This is a genomic window from Bacteroides sp. AR20 (assembly GCF_964250605.1).
In the GTDB taxonomy this organism is placed as follows: domain Bacteria; phylum Bacteroidota; class Bacteroidia; order Bacteroidales; family Bacteroidaceae; genus Bacteroides; species Bacteroides uniformis.
Map to the genome: position 1 here is coordinate 219,804 of NZ_CAXUGK010000002.1, position 19,193 is coordinate 238,996.

Sequence of the window (19,193 nt, forward strand, 5' to 3'; positions counted from 1 at the left end):
TCAAGACATCAATTAGATAAGAATTTAAAGTAAATAATCAAGGTTACGTTTATTGATCAGTGCATTGATTTGCTCAGCTTCTCGAACAGCTGTATGATCTTTCCAAAGAATAAACATAGCATCCGGTTCTTCTGCAAACTCGGGACATAAAGCTAATGGCATTCCTGCCTTATCGGTTAAAGCAGGAGTACTACCAGTTGTGTCAAAACATAATCCACAAATAGAAGCAATCTCTTCTTCCTTCAAATCTGATAAGGCTATATGTACAGCCTCTATCATGGATTCAATATAATCCAATGGATGTTGGCGATAACGATTGTTGTGTGCATCGCAGTAAAGCCCCGCTTTCCAACGGGGGTAAAAACTTACCCCCGTAGCCATTTCACGGCCAGTATATGTATCCACTACCAGTGCACGACAAGAATCCGTACCAAAATCAAGACCAATAACGTATTTCTTGTTTGATTCCATACTCTAAAGCATTATTTGGTTGTTAACTCTTGTTTTCTTGCAATGAAAAGCCCATAATAGGCAATCACTGCAAAAGCAACGGCCGGTACAACATATGCAGCCATAATACTACCCGTCTGGTCGGAGACAATACCCTGAATTTGGGTCAGAACGGCAGCACCGGCAATAGCCATTACCATGAATGAACCTCCAATCTTAGTGTCATCCCCCAAACCCGTAAGACCAAAACCATAAATGGTCGGGAACATCAATGACATACAACCAGAAATGCCCATCAGGCAATAAACGCCGAAACTGCCCTTGCCGAACATAGCACCCAAACAACACATTACAGCAAGAAGCGCAAGTCCTATCAAGAGTTTATAAGCTTTCACATATTTCATCATGGCAGTACATACGAATCTCATTACTACAAAGAGAATAAGTGACATGATATAGTAAGTAGCTGCAGCCTGTTCTGCTGTACGTGGCAGCAAATCATTCAATCCAAGCCATTCACAACAATTATAGAATGCGGCAGCTACCGGTTCCACTCCCCGTAATGCATTTACAACAGCATCTGCAGAAGCAGAATCTCCTAAAGAAGCCAATACACCGTCAAAATTCAGCTGTACCATAGCATAACGGATCACGAATGACCATACGGCTATCTGTGCACCAATATTGAAAAATTGTGCTATTACACCCCATACATAATTCTTATTCTTTATAAGACGACGAAGAGTGGCACCAAACTCTATTTTTTCACCTTTTTCACTAAGATTAGGCATTTTGGTAAGCCGAATAGCAAGTAAGAGCACCAACATCACCAGACCAAGTACCACATAAGCAGTAGTAACAGCATTCAATTCCTGCCCCTGGATGGCGGCCAGCTCCTCAGCCGGAAGTTGGGCACGCTCTGTCGCTGTCATTCCATTCAGTTGTGAGAGGATGAAAATCTGACTGATCACCACTCCCGTAATCGCTCCGAACGGATTGAAGGCCTGAGACAGATTCAAACGGCGTGTCGCGGTACTTTCAGGACCGATTGCCAATACATAAGAATTAGTAGACGTCTCCAGAACTGAAAGTCCGGCAAAGAGAACAAAGATTGCCAGCAGATACATAAAGAAGCTGAAATCAACATTCACTCCCGAGCTAAGCATGGCAGGATAGAACAGTAAAGCCCCAAATGCATATAGACCAAGCCCCAGCATCACGCCTGATTTATAAGTGTATTTCTTGATAAACAAGGCACCGGGAACAGCACAACATCCATATCCCAACAAATAGCACACTACCTGTATCCAAGCTGTTTTTGAATCACTCATACTCATGATGCGCTTGAAAGCTGCAAGCATAGTATCTGTCAGATTATTCGGCACAGCCCAGGCAAAGAAAAGAGTAGTGAGCAGAATGAATGGGAAGAGGATTCCTTTCGGTATTATTTTATTTGATTCCATACGAATTCTCCATTATATAGTTACCCTATTGAAACTTTGTTTTTATTACATTCAAATCTGCTCCAAATAAATCTTGCACGATAGGAACCAATTGTTCATCCTTACCTTGTACATGAATCACCTTTTGCGTATGGACCAATGAGGCACCGGGAGCCAGCTCCGCACCAGGAGAAGACGTTTCAATTTCATAGAAAGGTCCCATTATAGAACCGTCTTCTACCGGACCGTCATTATAAGAGTTGATTACATCGCCGGCAAACGGATCTTCCTGAGGTCCCCATTGGCCATTTACGTAGACTGAAGGAGTTTCGGGAAGACTACACCACAGGATTGTGAGTACGCCTTTCGATGAATCATAACTTCCGCAAATATCCGTTGCCCGTGAAGCCGGCAATCCCAGCTTGGAACGATAGAGCCCGTCAATCTTGAAATAGATAATACCATTTTCCTTTATCAGCCTATCCGCCGGTATCTTACCGAAATATTCATCATTCACAATTGTTCCTTCCGCATCTTGCTTATAAGGAATGAATACAGTAGTGGTCGGTGTAGGATTAAAACAGCCGAGCATCCACACAGATACAAGACCACCCTCTTTTGTCCATGCCTTGTCACCTGTATTGGTAATCTTATTCTCACTCTTGTAAGCTACAATTTTCATATCATTTGTAAGCTGGATATTAAAATCGGCAGCCACTTCACCAGCATCCATCAACGATACAGTACGGTCAATATTCATATCAAAAGTAGTACCGGAAGCATTTGTCAAACGAGTATCTTTCACAAAACGGATACTACTGTTGTCTTGCGACTTTATGTCAAAAGCTTCAGTATCAAGTACCGGAGGAACTATCCAATTATCATAAACCTGCTCTTGTCCTTCCTTAAAATAAAGTGAGAACGGACCACCTTCCGGACCAAGCCAGAAGCGTTCCTCACCTCCTACCGGATTAAATTGAGAACTGACTTTGCCTTCATTTATGAAACGATAATTAATCCAGCCGTAACTATCACCTTCATCGCCGGAAGCAGAAGTAGTCATTACACGGCCTTGCCATGCAGGAATAACCATCACTTTAGAATTCCCATCAGCAGATACCAATTCAGTATATTCAATGCCGTGGTCCTTTAAGAACTGGGCATCATAAGCATAACTTCCCATCTTGATTTCTTTTTGTCCGCCGCATGATACAAGTATTGCAGTTGCACCTACCAGCAGAGTGTTTTTCAGTTTGGTTGATTTCAACATAACGCCTGTTTCCTTTATTTATAGAGAGGTCCATAATTCTTGCAAGCTCTATAGTCACTGCCTTCCATATCCTCGCCAAAAGCGGTCCATGCACTGGGACGGAAAATATTTTCCTCAGAAACATTGTGCATGCATACCGGGATACGAAGCATGGAAGCCAGAGTAATCAAGTCAGCACCGATATGACCATAACTGATAGCGCCATGATTAGCCCCCCAGTTATTCATAACAGTATATACATCACGGAAATACCCCTTACCTGTCAGACGTGGAGCGAAGAAAGTGGAAGGCCATGTACGGTCAGTACGTTCATTGATAGCCTTGAAAACATCCTTATCCAAATTTACTGTCCAGCCTTCGGCAATCTGCAATACCGGACCTTGACCTTTTACGAGATTCAAACGGCACATTGTTACCGGCATTTCACCACGAGTCAGGAACTGGGAAGAATAACCACCGCCACGCATATATTCGCGACTGGCCGGATGCCACTTGGTTACAGAAAGACAAGCTTCTACTTCCTCTTCCGTAATTTCCCAGAAAGGCTTCATTACCGGTTTATTGTCACGTGTCTGACAGCCTGTTCCATCAAGCGTACAAGAGCCGGAGTTGATCAGGTGAATGAAACCGTTTGCCGCCTTACCTTCCAATTTCTTACCCGTTACCCGTTCTATGGCATTCGGACTCCAATAAGTACGCACATCCGCAAATATCTGTGCAGTATTGGTCAATAGATGATTGAAGAGCATTGAAGTACAATTCAACGTATCATTTTCCGTAGCGAAAGTAAATGCTTCACGGATACCGTTCCAATCGAAAGAAGTATTCAGTATAGCTTCTGAAAAATCACCGTCAGGCTTATAATCCGTCCACTGGCGCTGTCCCTGGAAACCCGCAGCAATCGCATTGTGTCCCATTGACTCTTCCTTGAACCCCATTTCAGCCAATTTGGGATTGCCAATCATCATATCACGGAAAATAAGAGTCATTTTTACCACGTATTCCCAACGGGCATCTTTCTCTTCACGGGAATATACCAGATGTTCCGGATTAAAGTCTGTCCCTTCATTACTCTTGCAATACTTTTCTGTCCATGCCATGGCACGTGCGAACTCTTCATGGTCATAAATGCCCAACTGGACACGACGTTCTATCTCACTGGCATCCACATACTCATTACGCATGCCCAAATACTCTTGGAAGAAATCAGGATTGGGAATAGAGCCTGCAATGCCCATGGATACACTGCCGATTGAAAGATAGGATTTCCCCTTCATTGTAGCCACAGCTATACCTGCACGGGCAAAGCGCAACAATTTTTCCTGTACATCTTCCGGTATCTCCATATTGGTCACCTCCTGTACATCACGTCCGTAAATGCCAAAAGTAGGCAATCCCTTCTGTGTATGGCTTGCCAATGCTGAAGCCAGGTAAACCGCACCCGGACGTTCTGTACCATTAAAGCCCCAGATGGCTTTTGGCATTTCTCCGTCCATATCAATAGTTTCGAATCCATAACACCAGCAAGGAGTTACAGAAAGTACAACACCGACTCCACTATTACGGAATTTTTCAGCCGCCATGGCAGCTTCAGCCACTCCACCAATAGTTGTATCTGCAATGACGCACTCTACGGAAGTACCGTCACTATGACGTAAGACAGAAGAATAAAGCTCGGCCACTTTATGGGCCATGGCCATAGTCATATCCTCCAATGACTCACGGATACCTCCACGACGACCGTCAATAATAGGTCTAATACCAATTTTCGGCTTTCCACCGATTAATCTTGAATTTCTCATGGTTCAACTGATTTTATTGAGATTAATATAAAAATTAACTAAATCGATTAAGCTATCATATAAAAAAAACAGCTCTCCTAAGGAGCCATTTCAATAAATTCTCCCTCGGCAAGCACAGACTGCACTGTATTACCGTTAATAATGATATCTATCAGTATTTCAAGTGCTTTCTGTACTAAAACATCTATAGGCTGCTGAATATAGGATATAGGGGCATCAAAAAAGTCAAATACCGGATTACCGTCAAAACCCACTAAACCTATTTTACCAATAATTCCCTCTCCCATGTCCTTTATTGTATATAAACAAGCCAATGAAATCATGTTGGTGGCAAAAAGAAAAGCGTCTACACCGCCATCAATCATTTTAGGCAACAAACGGTCTGCGGACTTTCTGGGAGCATCCTGCCTCAAAAAGACCACGTTAGCCAAGTTTCTCTTACCGGCTTCATCCATAGCCTTTTTATAACCACGGATACGCTCTTTCATATGGATAAGGTTGACATCATAAGCCACCATACAAGGAGCGTTATAGCCTGCATTCAAAAGATGTTTGGTTGATATATAGGAAGCATTGAAGTTATTCAACGCCACATAGCTGACATTGATTTCCGGAAAATAGCGGTCGAACAAAACAATAGGGATATTATTGTTCACAAGTGAAGCGATGGATTTCTCAGAATTGTCACAAGGAACAATGATGAGTCCATCTACCCCTTTATTAATAAGGTTACTAACAACACGGGTCATCTTATCCTTATCCTCATCTGAACTTCCAAAAAGTACGGTATATCCCCGTTTGGTTGCCTCATCTTCCAATACACGCGCTAATTGAGAAAAAAATGGGTTGGAAATATCAGAAACCACTAATCCTATTGTTTTTGTTTTGCCACTACGAAGACTTTTGGCCGCAAGATTAGGCTGGTAGTTCATTTCATTGGCAATTTTCAATATGCGTTGGGCAGTTTCTTCTCCCACGCGATACTCTTTCTTTTTCCCATTCAAAACGAACGAAACCAATGCTGTTGAAACGCCTGCAGCTTCAGCAATATCCTTCAGCGATATTTTTTTTAGTGACGACATATATTTGTGTAACGTTTTTGCTATATAATAGTATTATACTTTTAGGTTACCTCTTGAATCAGTAGCACTTATCGTATTCTCACGATGCAAATATAAACATAAAAATTAAATCTGCAAATTATTTTGCTAATTCGTTATAACATTTTTATATTTGCAGTACCAAATCATGCTAAAAACGATATGAACTACCATAAACGACACATAAAAATTAATTTTAAACTTTTAAAATCATGAAAACCAAGATTCTATTTACACTTTTATTCTTTGCATGCAGAATACACTACCTTTATGGACAGACTAACCTACAAATAGCTCCGGAAACTTTAGCAACTCCGGAAAAAAATGGAATATGGTTACAACCTGCTCAAAATACAAAAGCACAACCCATTTGGGGATTTGCAAATGGTATCCGAATAGGAATTGCTCCATTAGGAGGTCCACGTGGGCTAATTCGTATCTATACACCTTATTTAGAACATGATGAATTTGTTGTTACCAATTTCATTGCTTTTGAACCAATTGATAAAGCAAAAAATAATAGGGGGCTCTCAGAATTGGAATGGAGTCAACTTGATAATGTTCGTGGAAAACGTTTTTGGAGTGGGAATACTCCTGAAGCTCCCTCATTCCCAAATCAATATTATCCAGCTCACGGAGTAATAGCAAAGGAAAATGGAGTTGAAACACTTACTGTGTATTTCTTTTGTGAAACTTTTGATAATGGTGCGGATATCTATGTCCGGACTAAATTCACAGAAGGAAAGCCTTATGAGTTTGAATTAACTACGTATACCACGGAAGAGTCAGATGAGCTAAATCGTTTTATACTCACAGCTACTATGGGAAACAAAGCAAGACTTAGGACATTACATCTCGCAGATGGTAAAACGAAAGAAGCCGGCCAATTATGGCCGAGCTATAAAGATTCTAATTTCACAGAACATAACCATACTCCAGTGGCAGAAATGATAAAAGATAAAAATGGAGGTGTATGGTTTATAGCGTCACCTGATGAGAAAGACCCTACAAAAGCTGTATATGCTGAAGATACACATACACATTGGAAATATACTGGTAAAAAAGCAACGCAATATTGGTATTGTTCCAATCCAAGTAATGAGTTAGAAGGAGTTGTGAATGGTCGTTATACTTATTGGGCAAGTAAATCTCCGATACCTGGTGGTATCGCTTATGAGAACTTTGAACTGACTGAACCATTTCAGTCTGGTCAAAGCTATATTTTTGGTATCACACCTCTTTCATCGGAAGAATTAATAAACCACATTATGAAATAAGAACGGACTACTTTTTGGGTAGAACTTCTTTTCCTCCTTATTTATCCCCTCTTTTGTTCTTAATTTATAGAACAGAAAAGGATAAAAGGTGGATAAAAATAAGAAAAGGATAAATTACAAAACTTACTAAATAGCTTATTACTCTAATGAGAACAGCAGAAAATAGATACTCTATTTCTACTGTTCTCATTTTTTATATATATACAACTTTTCATAGTATAAAATCTCAAAACAATCTTTTAAAGTCAACTTAAGAGATACTTCTTAACTATTGTTGGGGTCTTCCTTCCGGCGAAGTTCTCGAAGAACTTAATCCGGCCTTGAAGGAAATGCTCCCCCATCTGTTCACAGAAACCCACACCAGCGACACCAAGGCAGGGGAACTGACACCCGAGTGGGCAGACAGGCTTGGACTTCCCCAAGGAATCGCCGTGGCCGTGGGGGCGTTGGACGCCCATATGGGAGCCGTAGGCGCATCCGTCGTCCCGGGGATACTGACACGTATCATGGGAACATCCACCTGCGACATCATGGTTGCCGGCAAAGACGAGGTAGGCGGACGCTGTATCAAGGGAATCTGCGGCCAGGTGGACGGTTCGGTGCTTCCGGGATTCATCGGTTTCGAAGCCGGACAGTCGGCTTTCGGAGACATCTACGCCTGGTTCAGGAAGATGCTGGCATGGACACTGAAAGATATCCCCGGAGGGGAGGCCAGGCAGAAAGTTCTGGACGGCATGCTGGTGGAACTCACCCGTGAGGCCCAGGACATGGAACCCTCCGAGGATGGTGTTGTTGCCCTGGACTGGATGAACGGCCGCCGTACCCCCGATGCGGACCAGAACGTGAAGGGTGCCGTTGCGGGACTCACGCTGGGTACCAGCGCCCCGGAAATATTCCGTGCGCTGGTGGAAGCCACCGCCTTCGGTTCCCGCCGTATTGTGGAGCATATGAAGGGCCAGGGGCTGCGCATTGATTCGGTCAATGCCATCGGAGGTATCAGCAAGAAGGCGCCCTTCGTGATGCAGACGCTGGCAGACGTGCTGGACATGCCTATCCGTGTGGTCCGCTCGGAACAGACCTGTGCCTTGGGAGCGGCAATGTTCGCGGCAGTTGCCGCAGGGGTGTACAAGGATATCAACGAGGCGACAAGGCACATGGAGTCGGACATCGAGGCTGAATACCGGCCGGATGAGAAAAGAGCCCTCATCTACGAAAAACTATACAAGAAATATCTTGAACTGGCAAAACTTGCTGAAACCATTAACTAAGTATATAAACCAATTAATTTATTTAAACCATGAAAATCAAATTTTTTATCTTAGCAGCCTTATGTATGGCAACTATAAGCATTTACGCTCAAAATTTTAATGGACTTGACATGAATATGGGTAATTTATATCGCTTATCCAATGCCAAGACACGTTCCATCAGCCCTGAAAACTTTACAGGTGAGAAAGGTAAAGGTGGTATGGCTGATCCAATTACAGATAAAGAAAAAATAAATCAAGCTAATGCACATCATGCAGCTAAAACTTTAGGGCAAGGCTGGAAAGTCAATCCTTATGTAAACATTGGCCCTAACGAAACTTTTACTTTAGCAGAAATCGAAGGCCCTGGTTCTATACAACAAATTTGGATGACACCAACAGGTGAATGGAGAAAAACAATTATTCGCTTTTATTGGGATGATGAAAAAGAACCTTCTGTAGAGTGCCCTATAGGTGATTTTTTCTGCAGTGGTTGGGGACTATATTCTCCATTAAGTTCATTAGCAGTTTGTGTAAACCCTGGTAGTGCGTTCAATTGTTATTGGCAAATGCCTTTCCGCAAAAAATGTAAAATTACAATGGAAAACATTGACCCCAATAATGAAATGAGAGTTTATTACCAAATAAACTACACTTTAACAGAAGTTCCTGAGGATGCAGCTTATTTTCATGCACAATTCCGTCGCTCAAATCCTAATATAAATTCTGACCATGTATTGGTTGATGGTATTAAAGGTAAAGGACAATACGTTGGTACATATATTGCTTGGCAAGTGAATAATAACGGTTGGTGGGGTGAAGGTGAAATTAAATTCTTCATGGATGGTGATAAGAAATTTCCGACAATCTGCGGTACTGGTACAGAAGATTACTTTTGCGGATCTTACAACTTTGAAAATAAAACGACGCATCAATATGAAGAATTCACTACTCCTTATGCAGGATTACATCAGATTATTCGCCCAGATGGAGTTTATCGTTCACAACAACGTTTTGGCATGTATCGTTGGCACATACTTGATCCAATCCGTTTTGAAAAGGATTTAAAAGTTACAATTCAAGATCTTGGATGGCGTAACGACGGCCGATATCTCGATCAGAAATCAGACATTTCTTCTGTTGTATTTTGGTATCAAACTGAACCACATGCTAAATTTCCAACATTACCTTCAGTAGACGATCTAGAAATTGTACGACCTTTTTAAAATACTCTGAGAAATATATAATTATTTATCTAAACATTTTATCACTTTGAATCTATGCTAAATTTTTATCAAAAAAGGACTTTGTCCAATACAATTCGACTAATGACAATATTATATATGTTATGCATATGTCAATTAGCTATTGCACAAACCAAAAACTTCCAAGGTGTCGTAAAAGATGCAAAAGGCAACACATTACCAGGAGTTACAATATTGGAAACTGGCACCAGTAATGGAGTTTCAACAAATATTGACGGAATATTTGAGATAAAATTAAGACCTGGCAGTACATTAACAGTAAGTTATATTGGATACATTACTCGCACCATTCCAACTAACGATAAAACTACTTTTTTAAACATCATTCTTGAAGAAGATGTATTTCAGCTTGATGATGTGGTAGTGGTAGGTTATGGTTCCATGAAAAAAGGTGAAGTAACCAGTGCTATTACATCAGTAAAAAAAGACGATTTTCTTGCCGGGATGGTAAAAAGTCCCGAACAACTCCTTCAAGGAAAAGTAGCAGGTCTTCAACTTTCAAATTATACTGGTGATCCTGTATTAGGACTCGAAATGACTATTCGAGGTGTTAATTCATTATCTGGTAATACTAGTCCATTGATCGTTATTGACGGAATTCCAGGTGGTAGTTTAACAGCTATTTCAAGTGAAGACATAGAATCTATAGATGTGCTAAAAGATGGTTCTGCAGCTGCTATTTATGGTACTCGTGGTACAAATGGTGTCATTGTAATTACTACCAATCGTGCTAAAGCGACTAAACTTTCCATGGAGTATAATGGATCTATCTCATTTGAAACATTTGCAAAACATGCTGATATGTTAACAGCCAATGATTATCGTAGATTAACAGATGATCCTGATTTTCCAGGTATTCAAGATGAGGGAACTACCACTGATTGGGTGGACGCTATTAGTCGTACAGCTATCAGCCACAATCATTTTCTTTCTTTGAAAGGTGGTAGCGCTGAATCCAATTACGTAGCTTCCATAGATTATCGCAAACGTGAAGGTGTCATTCGTCATACAGATCGTGAATCTATTACAGCTAAAATAGGTCTAAATCATAATATGTTCAATAATAAATTACGCTTTCAATTCAATATCAATGATAGTTATGTCACCCAACAACGTGCATGGTATGCAGCCTATTTAAATGCTTTATTAGAAAATCCTACCCGCCCTATCTATGATGAAAATGGAAATTATACGGAATATAAAGTAAATCTTAAACCTTATAATCCGGTTGCCATGATTAATGAAGAATATGATGTAGAAGGATACAATCAATTAATGATGAGCGGGAAAATAACTTTATCACCAATTGAAGGTCTTAATCTAAGTGTGATGGGAGCTATGCAACGTTTTGATCGCATGGAGAATAAAAGCAATACATTTAAACATATGACTACTGTGGTAAACGGAGATTATGGTAATGTTTGGAATTGGGCTGATAATACAATGCAAAAGAATTTAGAATTGGTAGGTGATTATACCAAATCATTAGGTTTACACAATCTAGGTGCCATGATAGGTTATAGTTACCAAGATGATGATGCTAAAGGTATATATCAATGGGCAAAAGATTTTCCAACAGATATGTTTGGACCTTGGAATATTGGTTCTATGAATGATATGAAGGATAATAAGGCAGCTATGACCAGTTATAGAAATACTCATAAACTAATTTCATTTTTTGGTCGATTGACTTATAATTACAATGAAAAGTATATGTTTATGGCCAGTTTACGCTGTGAAGGTTCATCACGCTTTGGAGATAACCATAAATGGGGTTGGTTTCCTGCTATATCAGCAGGATGGCGCATTAGCAAAGAGAATTTTATGCAAGATATCCAATGGTTAGATGACTTAAAAGTTCGCATAGGTTATGGCGTTACAGGTAATGAAGTCACATCTAATTTACTATCCATGTATTTGTTAAATTATGGTGGATATGCATATATTAATGGAAAATGGACACAAGGTGCAGGTCCATACCAAAATCCTAATCCCGATTTAAAATGGGAAACGAAGAGTGAGTTAAATTTGGGACTTGATTTTTCATTCCTAAAAAATAGACTTTCTGGTTCTATTGATATTTATCACCGTGAAACTTCAGATCTACTTTCTACCTATGAAGTACCAACTCCACCTTACATTGTATCAAGTATGATGGCAAATGTTGGAAAAATTAGAAATCAAGGCATCGAATTGTTATTAAGTGGTACTCCTATTAAAACACGCGATTTACGTTTTGACATTACAGGAACATTTTCCTATAACAAAAATAAAATCATTTCTTTATCAAATGGACTTTATCAAAAAGATTATTGGTATGAAGGAGCTACCGGTTCACCAATTCAAACCCATACTCACATAGTAAGAGAAGGTGATCCCGTTGGTAATTTCCATGGTTTCCAGACTCATAGTCTTACATCTGATGGTTTATGGATGGTATATGGTACTGATGGTCAACCCAAATTATTGACTGATGCTGATGATGGCGACAAAAAAGTTATTGGTAATGGTATTCCAACAACTTATGGAAGTCTAAATTTAGCATTAAGCTATAAAGGTTTCGACGTATCTGTTATGTTCCGCGGTGCATTCAATTTTCAAGTCTTGAACCGCCAACGTATGCATTGGGAAACAACCTCACGTATTGGAGAAGGCAATCTACCTCGCTCAGTATTGGAAAAACCATTTGGTAGTAATTCATATGTAAAAGGTGCTCCTGCTATGCAAAGTTATTATGTAGAAGATGGTGATTATGTAAAATTGGATAATATAAATGTTGGCTATACATTTAATCTTAAAAAACAAAAAGTCATTCAACGTCTTCGTCTATATGTAGCAGGCAATAATTTACTCACAATGACTGGTTATAAAGGACTAGATCCAGAAGTTAGTATTAAAGGACTTGCTCCTGGTGTTGAAGGATCTGGTGCAGGCGAATTATATCCTACTACACGTCAGTTCACTGTTGGCTTAAATCTTTTATTTTAACCTTAAAAAATTACAGCAATGTTCAAAAAACAATATATTACTGGTGCATTTTTAGCTGTTATCTCTTTATTCAGTTCTTGTACCAATTTGGATGAAGAAATTTTTAGTAGCATCCCTGAAAAAGACTTTTATAAAACTGAATCTGAATTCTTGGCAGCCATGGTTCCCATATATTCCAGTATGCGTACCTTAACAGAACATTCAAACTGGTGGGATTTAGAAGAAACTACCGATGTTTGTGTTACTCCAGTTAAAAATCATGGCTTATGGTATGATGGAAGTATTTATATTCGCTTACACCAACATTCTTGGATGGAAGAAGATGCACATCTAAACAATATATGGAATGCATTATATTCAGGTGTCTCAAGTGCTAATAGAGTTCTTTACCAATTTGAAAATTCAACAATAGAAATGAATGGTAAAGAAAATTATATTGCAGAATTAAAAGTAGCTCGCGCATTTTATTATTACTTACTACTAGAAGCTTTTGGTAATGTTCCCATTATTGATCGATTTGATGTTCCTGATGGTTATTTACCAGCAACAGAGCCACGGTCTAAAGTTTTTGAATTCGTTGAGTCGGAATTAAAAAATAATATCAATAACTTAAGTGAAGATGTCTTAAACACCTATGGACGTTTTAATAAATGGAACGCAAAAATGCTTTTGGCACGTCTATATTTGAATGCTGAAGCATGGATAGGAACTCCCATGTATAATGAATGTGAAAATTTATGCAATGAAATTATTGCTACTAATAAATATAGACTAGACGGAGATTATTCACTCCCATTTTCTACAAATAACGAATTGAGTAATGAAACAATGTTTGTAATTCCATTCGATGAAACCAAATCAGGTGGTCAAATTTATATGTGGGCACGCAAAACTTTACACTATTCTCAAATGCAAACTTTCAACCTCCAAGCCACTTGGCTTGATGGTGGGTGCGTCGGAGTTCCTACTTTCTTTGATAACTATATAGAAGGTGATAAGCGTTTAGAAAAAACATGGCGCATGGGACAACAATATGCACTTGATGGTACTCCATTATGGACAAATGGTTGGTGCGGAGACCCACAAATGCTGCTCAGTTATACCAAAGATGTTACTAATATTAGTGGAGATGCTACCATGTATCAAGGGTATCGTTTTGGCAAATATGAAATCAAAATAGGTGCAACAGGTACTCCTGATAATGATTATGTCATTATGAGATATGCCGAAGTATTAATGATGAAAGCTGAATGTATACTCCGTACAGGAGGTAGCTCACAAGAAGCTGCCGAATTAGTAAATGAAGTACGTAGAAGAAACTTCGATACAACCAATGAATTAACCGGTTCAGAATTAGAAGCTACCACAATTTATAATGGAGTTCCAGTAAAATATGGTCGTTTTCTTCAAGAACTTGGTGTAGAATTTGCATTAGAAGGCTTACGTCGAAGTCAACTTATTCGTTTTGATAATAATTTCACAAAAGGTACTTGGTGGGAACACCAGCCTACTAATGATACAAAACGTAATCTCATGCTAATACCATTTGATCAGCTACAACGTAATTCTAATTTAGTACAAAACCCTAAATAATACTATCATATTTCAAGCGGAATTTGAAAAATGTAAATTCCGCTTGTATTTTCTAACTAAATATATTATTATAAAAATGAGAAAACTTTTTATTATATGTGCCCTCCTATTCTGCCTTGGTACCGCTTCAGCCCAGCAGAAGTTCTCTGTGGCATCTCCCGACGGGAAGCTGAAGCTTGTGCTGGACATAGCACCTGAGAAAGTGGCCTACAGCGTGAAATACGGGAAACAGCAGTTGCTGGAGGACTCAAGGCTGGGATTCGAGTTCGACAGCGGGGAGTTCGGGGCAGGACTCAAGGCGGGAAAGGTACAAAGGAGGAAGATAGACGAGACATACGAGCTGGTAGTAGGAAAGATCAGTAAGGCAAGAAACCACTGCAATGAGATGATAGTCCCCCTGGTGGAGAAGAACGGGAAGGAGAGAACGGTGAACCTGGCTGTAAGGGCATTCAATGATGGGATAGCATTCAGATACGAATTTCCCAAGCAGAAAGCATGGAATTCATACGTGATGTACGATGAAAGGACACAGTTCAACTTACAAGGAAACCCGATGGCGTTGCTCATGTACCTGCCCGGGTATGTAAATACACACGAAGGGGTATACAGTCATGTAAGATATGACAAGGTCGCAAGGAAGAGGCTGATAGAGATGCCCGCCACATTCGAATTCGACAATGGGGTGGCCCTGGCAATAACAGAGGCGGCAATAAGGGACTACGCGGGAATGTACCTGGTGAAGGAGAAGAGTGGACTGGTGGGAAAGCTCTCGCCAAAACTCGGGCAGGAAAAAATAAAGGTTGAAATAGACAGTTTCCCACACCGTACCCCGTGGCGCGTGATATCCGTTGCAGACCGGGTAGGAGGATTACTGGAGACGAACATACTAACAAGTCTGAACGAACCATGCAGGATTGAAGACACTTCATGGATTAAGCCTTACCGGACCACGTTCACATGGTGGAACGGGAATGTCGTGCCGGACAGCACGTTCTCTCCAGGGAACAATTTCGACACGAACAAGTACTACATTGATTTTGCTGCGCGCAATGGCTTGGATGTACATGGAATCTACGGATATGCGGAAACTCCTTGGTACTATGATGACAACTTCAATTTCGGATGGGAGGGACCCAATGCGGACATCACAAAACCGATACCATGCCTGAACATGCCAAGAATTGTGGAATATGCAAGGAGCAAGGGGGTGGGCATACATCTGTGGGTACACTGGAGACCGCTCTATGACAAGCTGGAGGAGGCATTCACGCTGTATGAGAAATGGGGGGTCAGGGGACTCATGGTGGACTTCATGGACCGCAATGACCAGGAAATGATCCGTATCCAGGAGGAGATACTGGAATGTGCGGCAAGGCACAGGCTCTTCATACAGTTCCACGGATCGAGCAAGCCCTCAGGGCTGGTGAGGACCTATCCGAATGAGTTCACGAGGGAGGGGACGCTCAACTACGAGGTATGCAAGTGGGACACGCTGGTGAATGCGGACCATGACATTGCGATACCCTTCACCAGGATGCTGGCGGGAGCGACGGACTATCACCTGGGAGGGTTCAGGGCACTGCCGCGCTCGGAGTTCAAGATACAGTATGTAAATCCTCATGTAATGAGCACACGCTGCCATATGTTGGCCATGTATGTGGTTTTGGAAAACCATCTCACCTCGTTGTGCGATACGCCAAAGGCTTATGAAGGTCAACCGGGGTTCGAGGTGCTCCGTACCGTGCCGGGAACGTGGGATGAGATAAGAGTTCCGCTGGCAAAAATGAATGAGCATGTCACGGTGGCCCGCAGGAGCGGTTCGGACTGGTGGGTAGGCTCGCTGAACAACGGTACGGAAAAGAATCTGAAATTGAAATTGGACTTCCTTAGTGAGGGGGACTACCAAGCAACGATCTATACCGATGCGGAGGATGTGGACCGGAATCCAAACAATCTGAACAGACTGGTGCGGAAAGTTACAAGGAAGGATATCATTGAACTGAATCTGGCAAGGGATGGAGGAGCGCTATTACATATTACAAAATTATAAAAAATCATGATACGAATACATGTATTATTACTTGCAAGCCTCCTTTCTATATGGGGGCTTACAAGTTGTGAAAATTCGGATACAGATAAAGTAAATAGTTATAATTTAGAAGTTAACCTTTCTCAAAATGAAATTACTGCGATTAATGGTATAATATCTATCAAAGTATCAATAAAAGAATTCGATCAACTAGCTTATTTAGTAATAAATAAAATTAACGATACTAATAATATTTCTGAGAAATATATAAAATCAAATTTATCACCAGAATATATATTTGAATATATTATAAAAAAGGATGATTCTTCTACATTTTATTTTGAATTTATTGCAGTAGATAATAATAATCAGTCATCAGAAATTTCCAAATTGATAGTCAATAAAGGTATCGTCAATTATTCTAGAGAATTAAAATTTTCAAATTTAAAATGTGTATCCCGTATTACTGGTGCTGAAATAAATGGCACAAACGGATTACCTATTGTAGAATTTGAAGTAAATAATCGTACTAATGAATTATACAATGTAGGTGGTACAGATTTAGGTATTGTTTGGGAATTACAACCCGGACATTATGGACTTTTTTTCGGCGATACATTCGGTAGTGACTTTTATCCAAATTTTGTAAATCCAGGACCCAATGGGAGTAACTGGAGAAGTAATGTTTTGCTTTTCTCTGACGATCAAGATCTTTCTGATGGGCTCACCATTAATGGTGCTACTATGGATGAAAGTGGTAAAAATGCTCGTGAAATATGTTATGGAGGTAAAGATGGAAGTGGTAATGGAGATTGGACTTCTATTCCCACAGCAGCCATTCGTGCCAATGGCATAGATTATGTTCATTACATGAATATTCGTAATTGGGCAGGATGGATAACTAACTTTTCAAGTCTTTACAAATCTTCAGACAATGGAATTACTTGGACACGTTGCCAAAATGTAAAATTTGGTTCAACAAGTAATTTTGGTCAAGTAAGCTATTTCAAAAAAGACGGATATATTTATATGGTGGGTACAATTACTGGACGTGACAATAAGCCTCATCTTGCTCGTTTTTTAGAAGAAAATATTGAAAATCAAACAGAATACGAATTTTGGAATGGAAGTGGATGGATTAAAGGAAATGAAACTGCAGCCACTCCATTATTCAATGATATATCTGGAGAACTTTCCATCGCTTATCATCCAGAATTTAAAAAATGGATATTGCTCTATTTCAATAGTACACGCTATGATATCTCATTCCGAACAGCAGATCATATTATAGGGGAATGGAGTAAACCACAAAAACTAGTCGATGGCTGGCAATATTCACAATTGTATGGTTCTTATATTCACCCCATATCACTCAAAGGAAATATACTTTATTTCATTATGTCTATGTGGCTACCATATAATACTTATTTAATGTCTGCTGAACTCAAATGTAATCCATAAAAAGAATTTTGCTAAATCACATTAATAATGGGGCTGTGTCTTTGCAGACACAACCCCATTTATCTTGTATTTATTTTTTTCCTGCCCAATAAACTCCCCCCAATATCAGTATCGCCCCCATCAAAGCAACTATAGTAAGCTGTTCGCCAAGCAGAAAAGCAGAACCTACCAGAGTGAAGAGAGGATTCAGATAAATATAGTTGGAAGCTCTTATCGTTCCCAGCTGTTTTAATACTACGTTCCAGACTACAAAACAAATCAAGGAAGCCAATACACCCAGGAAAAGTAAATTGAACAGAATAGCCGGCTCGAGAAGACGGGCAATGTCGAAATTCCAGGGATGAATCAGAAATGCAGGAAGAATAGTCAATACTCCATAAAAAAATATCTTACGGGTAATGAAAGTTATACCATAACAATTGGACATTTTTCTCATTATCAAGCTATAGAATGCCCAGGAAAAAGCAGCAAGCAAAGTAAGGAAATCACCTAAAGGAGAAATCTCCAATACAAAACTACCATTATAAACCACCAATGCCACACCAACCAACGCCAGCAAAGAACCAGCCATCAATCCACGGGTAGCCTTTTCCTTTTTATAAATCCACAAAGAAAGAATGGTGGTGAGCAACGGAGCCGTACAGACAATAAACGACACATTCGTCGCCAATGTAATCTCCAAAGCTGTATTTTCTGTAAAAAAGTAGAATGAACCGCCTGTCATGCCTCCTAAAAACATCCAAAATTCATCTTTCCAATTGTCGGCAAACAGTTTTCGGGGAGAAATAAGCCAAATGCCCATATAAGCTATCAGGAAACGAAGCAAGAATATTTCCTGCGGAGAAAGACCGTGCCCAATCAATACTTTCGTTGAAATAAAGGTCAGCCCCCAAATACCTACCGTAAGGACGGCGACAAGATGATAAGTATAATTTTTCATTGCGTTCATACACTTCCGATAAGTCGCACAAATATACGTACTTTCTTTTTTCAATACAATGAAACCAACCATAAATAATGTTCAGGGAGGATTTACTAAAACTCGAAGGAAGATTTACTAAATCTTTCCTCCCGTTTTAGTAAATCTTTAAACCCCTTATTAGAAGCCTATTGAACGAACTCTCATTTATCGGCAGAATAATAAACAACAATCTGCCGAATACACAGACAAAAAACACAAAGGATGAAATCTTCCCAGACTTCATCCTTCGCTATATCCTAAAAATCTTTTAGTAAATATCCTATTGAATTAATTTAGCTATTATTTGT

The 19,193-nt window shown here is 39.9% G+C and carries 13 protein-coding genes; 7 read left to right on the top strand and 6 right to left on the bottom strand.

Annotation, left to right across the window (positions count from 1 at the left end):
* Positions 1-24: 24 nt before the first annotated feature.
* The 5 genes from ACESTD_RS02140 to ACESTD_RS02160 form a co-directional block, all read right to left on the bottom strand.
* Positions 25-471 (bottom strand): hypothetical protein, encoded by a 447-nt coding sequence (locus ACESTD_RS02140; protein ID WP_373158612.1) that lies wholly within the window; start codon positions 469-471, stop codon positions 25-27.
* Positions 472-482: 11 nt separating this feature from the next.
* Positions 483-1,913 carry an L-fucose:H+ symporter permease gene (gene fucP / locus ACESTD_RS02145; protein ID WP_005824680.1) on the bottom strand — a complete coding sequence of 477 codons (1,431 nt, stop codon included), beginning with the start codon at positions 1,911-1,913 and terminating at the stop codon, positions 483-485.
* Between the two features lie 25 nt (positions 1,914-1,938).
* Positions 1,939-3,162: a DUF6786 family protein gene (locus tag ACESTD_RS02150; RefSeq protein WP_005824682.1), complete on the bottom strand. Its 1,224-nt coding sequence runs from the start codon at positions 3,160-3,162 to the stop codon at positions 1,939-1,941.
* 14 nt (positions 3,163-3,176) lie between these two features.
* The gene (locus tag ACESTD_RS02155; protein ID WP_005824683.1) at positions 3,177-4,964 is read right to left on the bottom strand and encodes an L-fucose isomerase; all 1,788 of its coding nucleotides are present in this window, start codon (positions 4,962-4,964) and stop codon (positions 3,177-3,179) included.
* 77 nt (positions 4,965-5,041) lie between these two features.
* A complete protein-coding gene (locus ACESTD_RS02160) occupies positions 5,042-6,046 on the bottom strand; it encodes a LacI family DNA-binding transcriptional regulator (protein WP_005824684.1) in 1,005 nt (334 codons plus the stop codon).
* Positions 6,047-6,276: 230 nt separating this feature from the next.
* Here ACESTD_RS02160 and ACESTD_RS02165 point away from each other — a divergent pair, with 230 nt between their 5' ends.
* The 7 genes from ACESTD_RS02165 (at position 6,277) to ACESTD_RS02195 (ending at position 17,924) form a co-directional block, all read left to right on the top strand.
* Entirely contained in the window at positions 6,277-7,341 is a 1,065-nt protein-coding gene (locus ACESTD_RS02165) for a hypothetical protein (protein ID WP_055288463.1), read from the top strand.
* Between the two features lie 329 nt (positions 7,342-7,670).
* Positions 7,671-8,609 (top strand): FGGY-family carbohydrate kinase, encoded by a 939-nt coding sequence (locus tag ACESTD_RS02170; protein WP_373158611.1) that lies wholly within the window; start codon positions 7,671-7,673, stop codon positions 8,607-8,609.
* A 29-nt stretch (positions 8,610-8,638) separates the two neighbouring features.
* Positions 8,639-9,814 (top strand): glycoside hydrolase family 172 protein, encoded by a 1,176-nt coding sequence (locus ACESTD_RS02175; protein WP_005824687.1) that lies wholly within the window; start codon positions 8,639-8,641, stop codon positions 9,812-9,814.
* Between the two features lie 102 nt (positions 9,815-9,916).
* Positions 9,917-12,841: a SusC/RagA family TonB-linked outer membrane protein gene (locus ACESTD_RS02180; RefSeq protein WP_373158610.1), complete on the top strand. Its 2,925-nt coding sequence runs from the start codon at positions 9,917-9,919 to the stop codon at positions 12,839-12,841.
* Positions 12,842-12,859: 18 nt separating this feature from the next.
* Entirely contained in the window at positions 12,860-14,434 is a 1,575-nt protein-coding gene (locus ACESTD_RS02185; protein WP_373158609.1) for a RagB/SusD family nutrient uptake outer membrane protein, read from the top strand.
* Between the two features lie 76 nt (positions 14,435-14,510).
* The gene (locus ACESTD_RS02190; protein WP_373158608.1) at positions 14,511-16,484 is read left to right on the top strand and encodes a glycoside hydrolase family 97 protein; all 1,974 of its coding nucleotides are present in this window, start codon (positions 14,511-14,513) and stop codon (positions 16,482-16,484) included.
* Positions 16,485-16,490: 6 nt separating this feature from the next.
* On the top strand, positions 16,491-17,924 hold the full coding sequence (locus ACESTD_RS02195; RefSeq protein WP_005825193.1) for a DUF4185 domain-containing protein: 1,434 nt from the start codon (positions 16,491-16,493) through the stop codon (positions 17,922-17,924).
* A gap of 70 nt (positions 17,925-17,994) precedes the next feature.
* Here ACESTD_RS02195 and ACESTD_RS02200 read toward each other — a convergent pair whose 3' ends face one another.
* Complete coding sequence (locus ACESTD_RS02200) at positions 17,995-18,873, bottom strand: DMT family transporter (protein ID WP_117704091.1); 879 nt, start codon at positions 18,871-18,873, stop codon at positions 17,995-17,997.
* Positions 18,874-19,193: the final 320 nt, after the last annotated feature.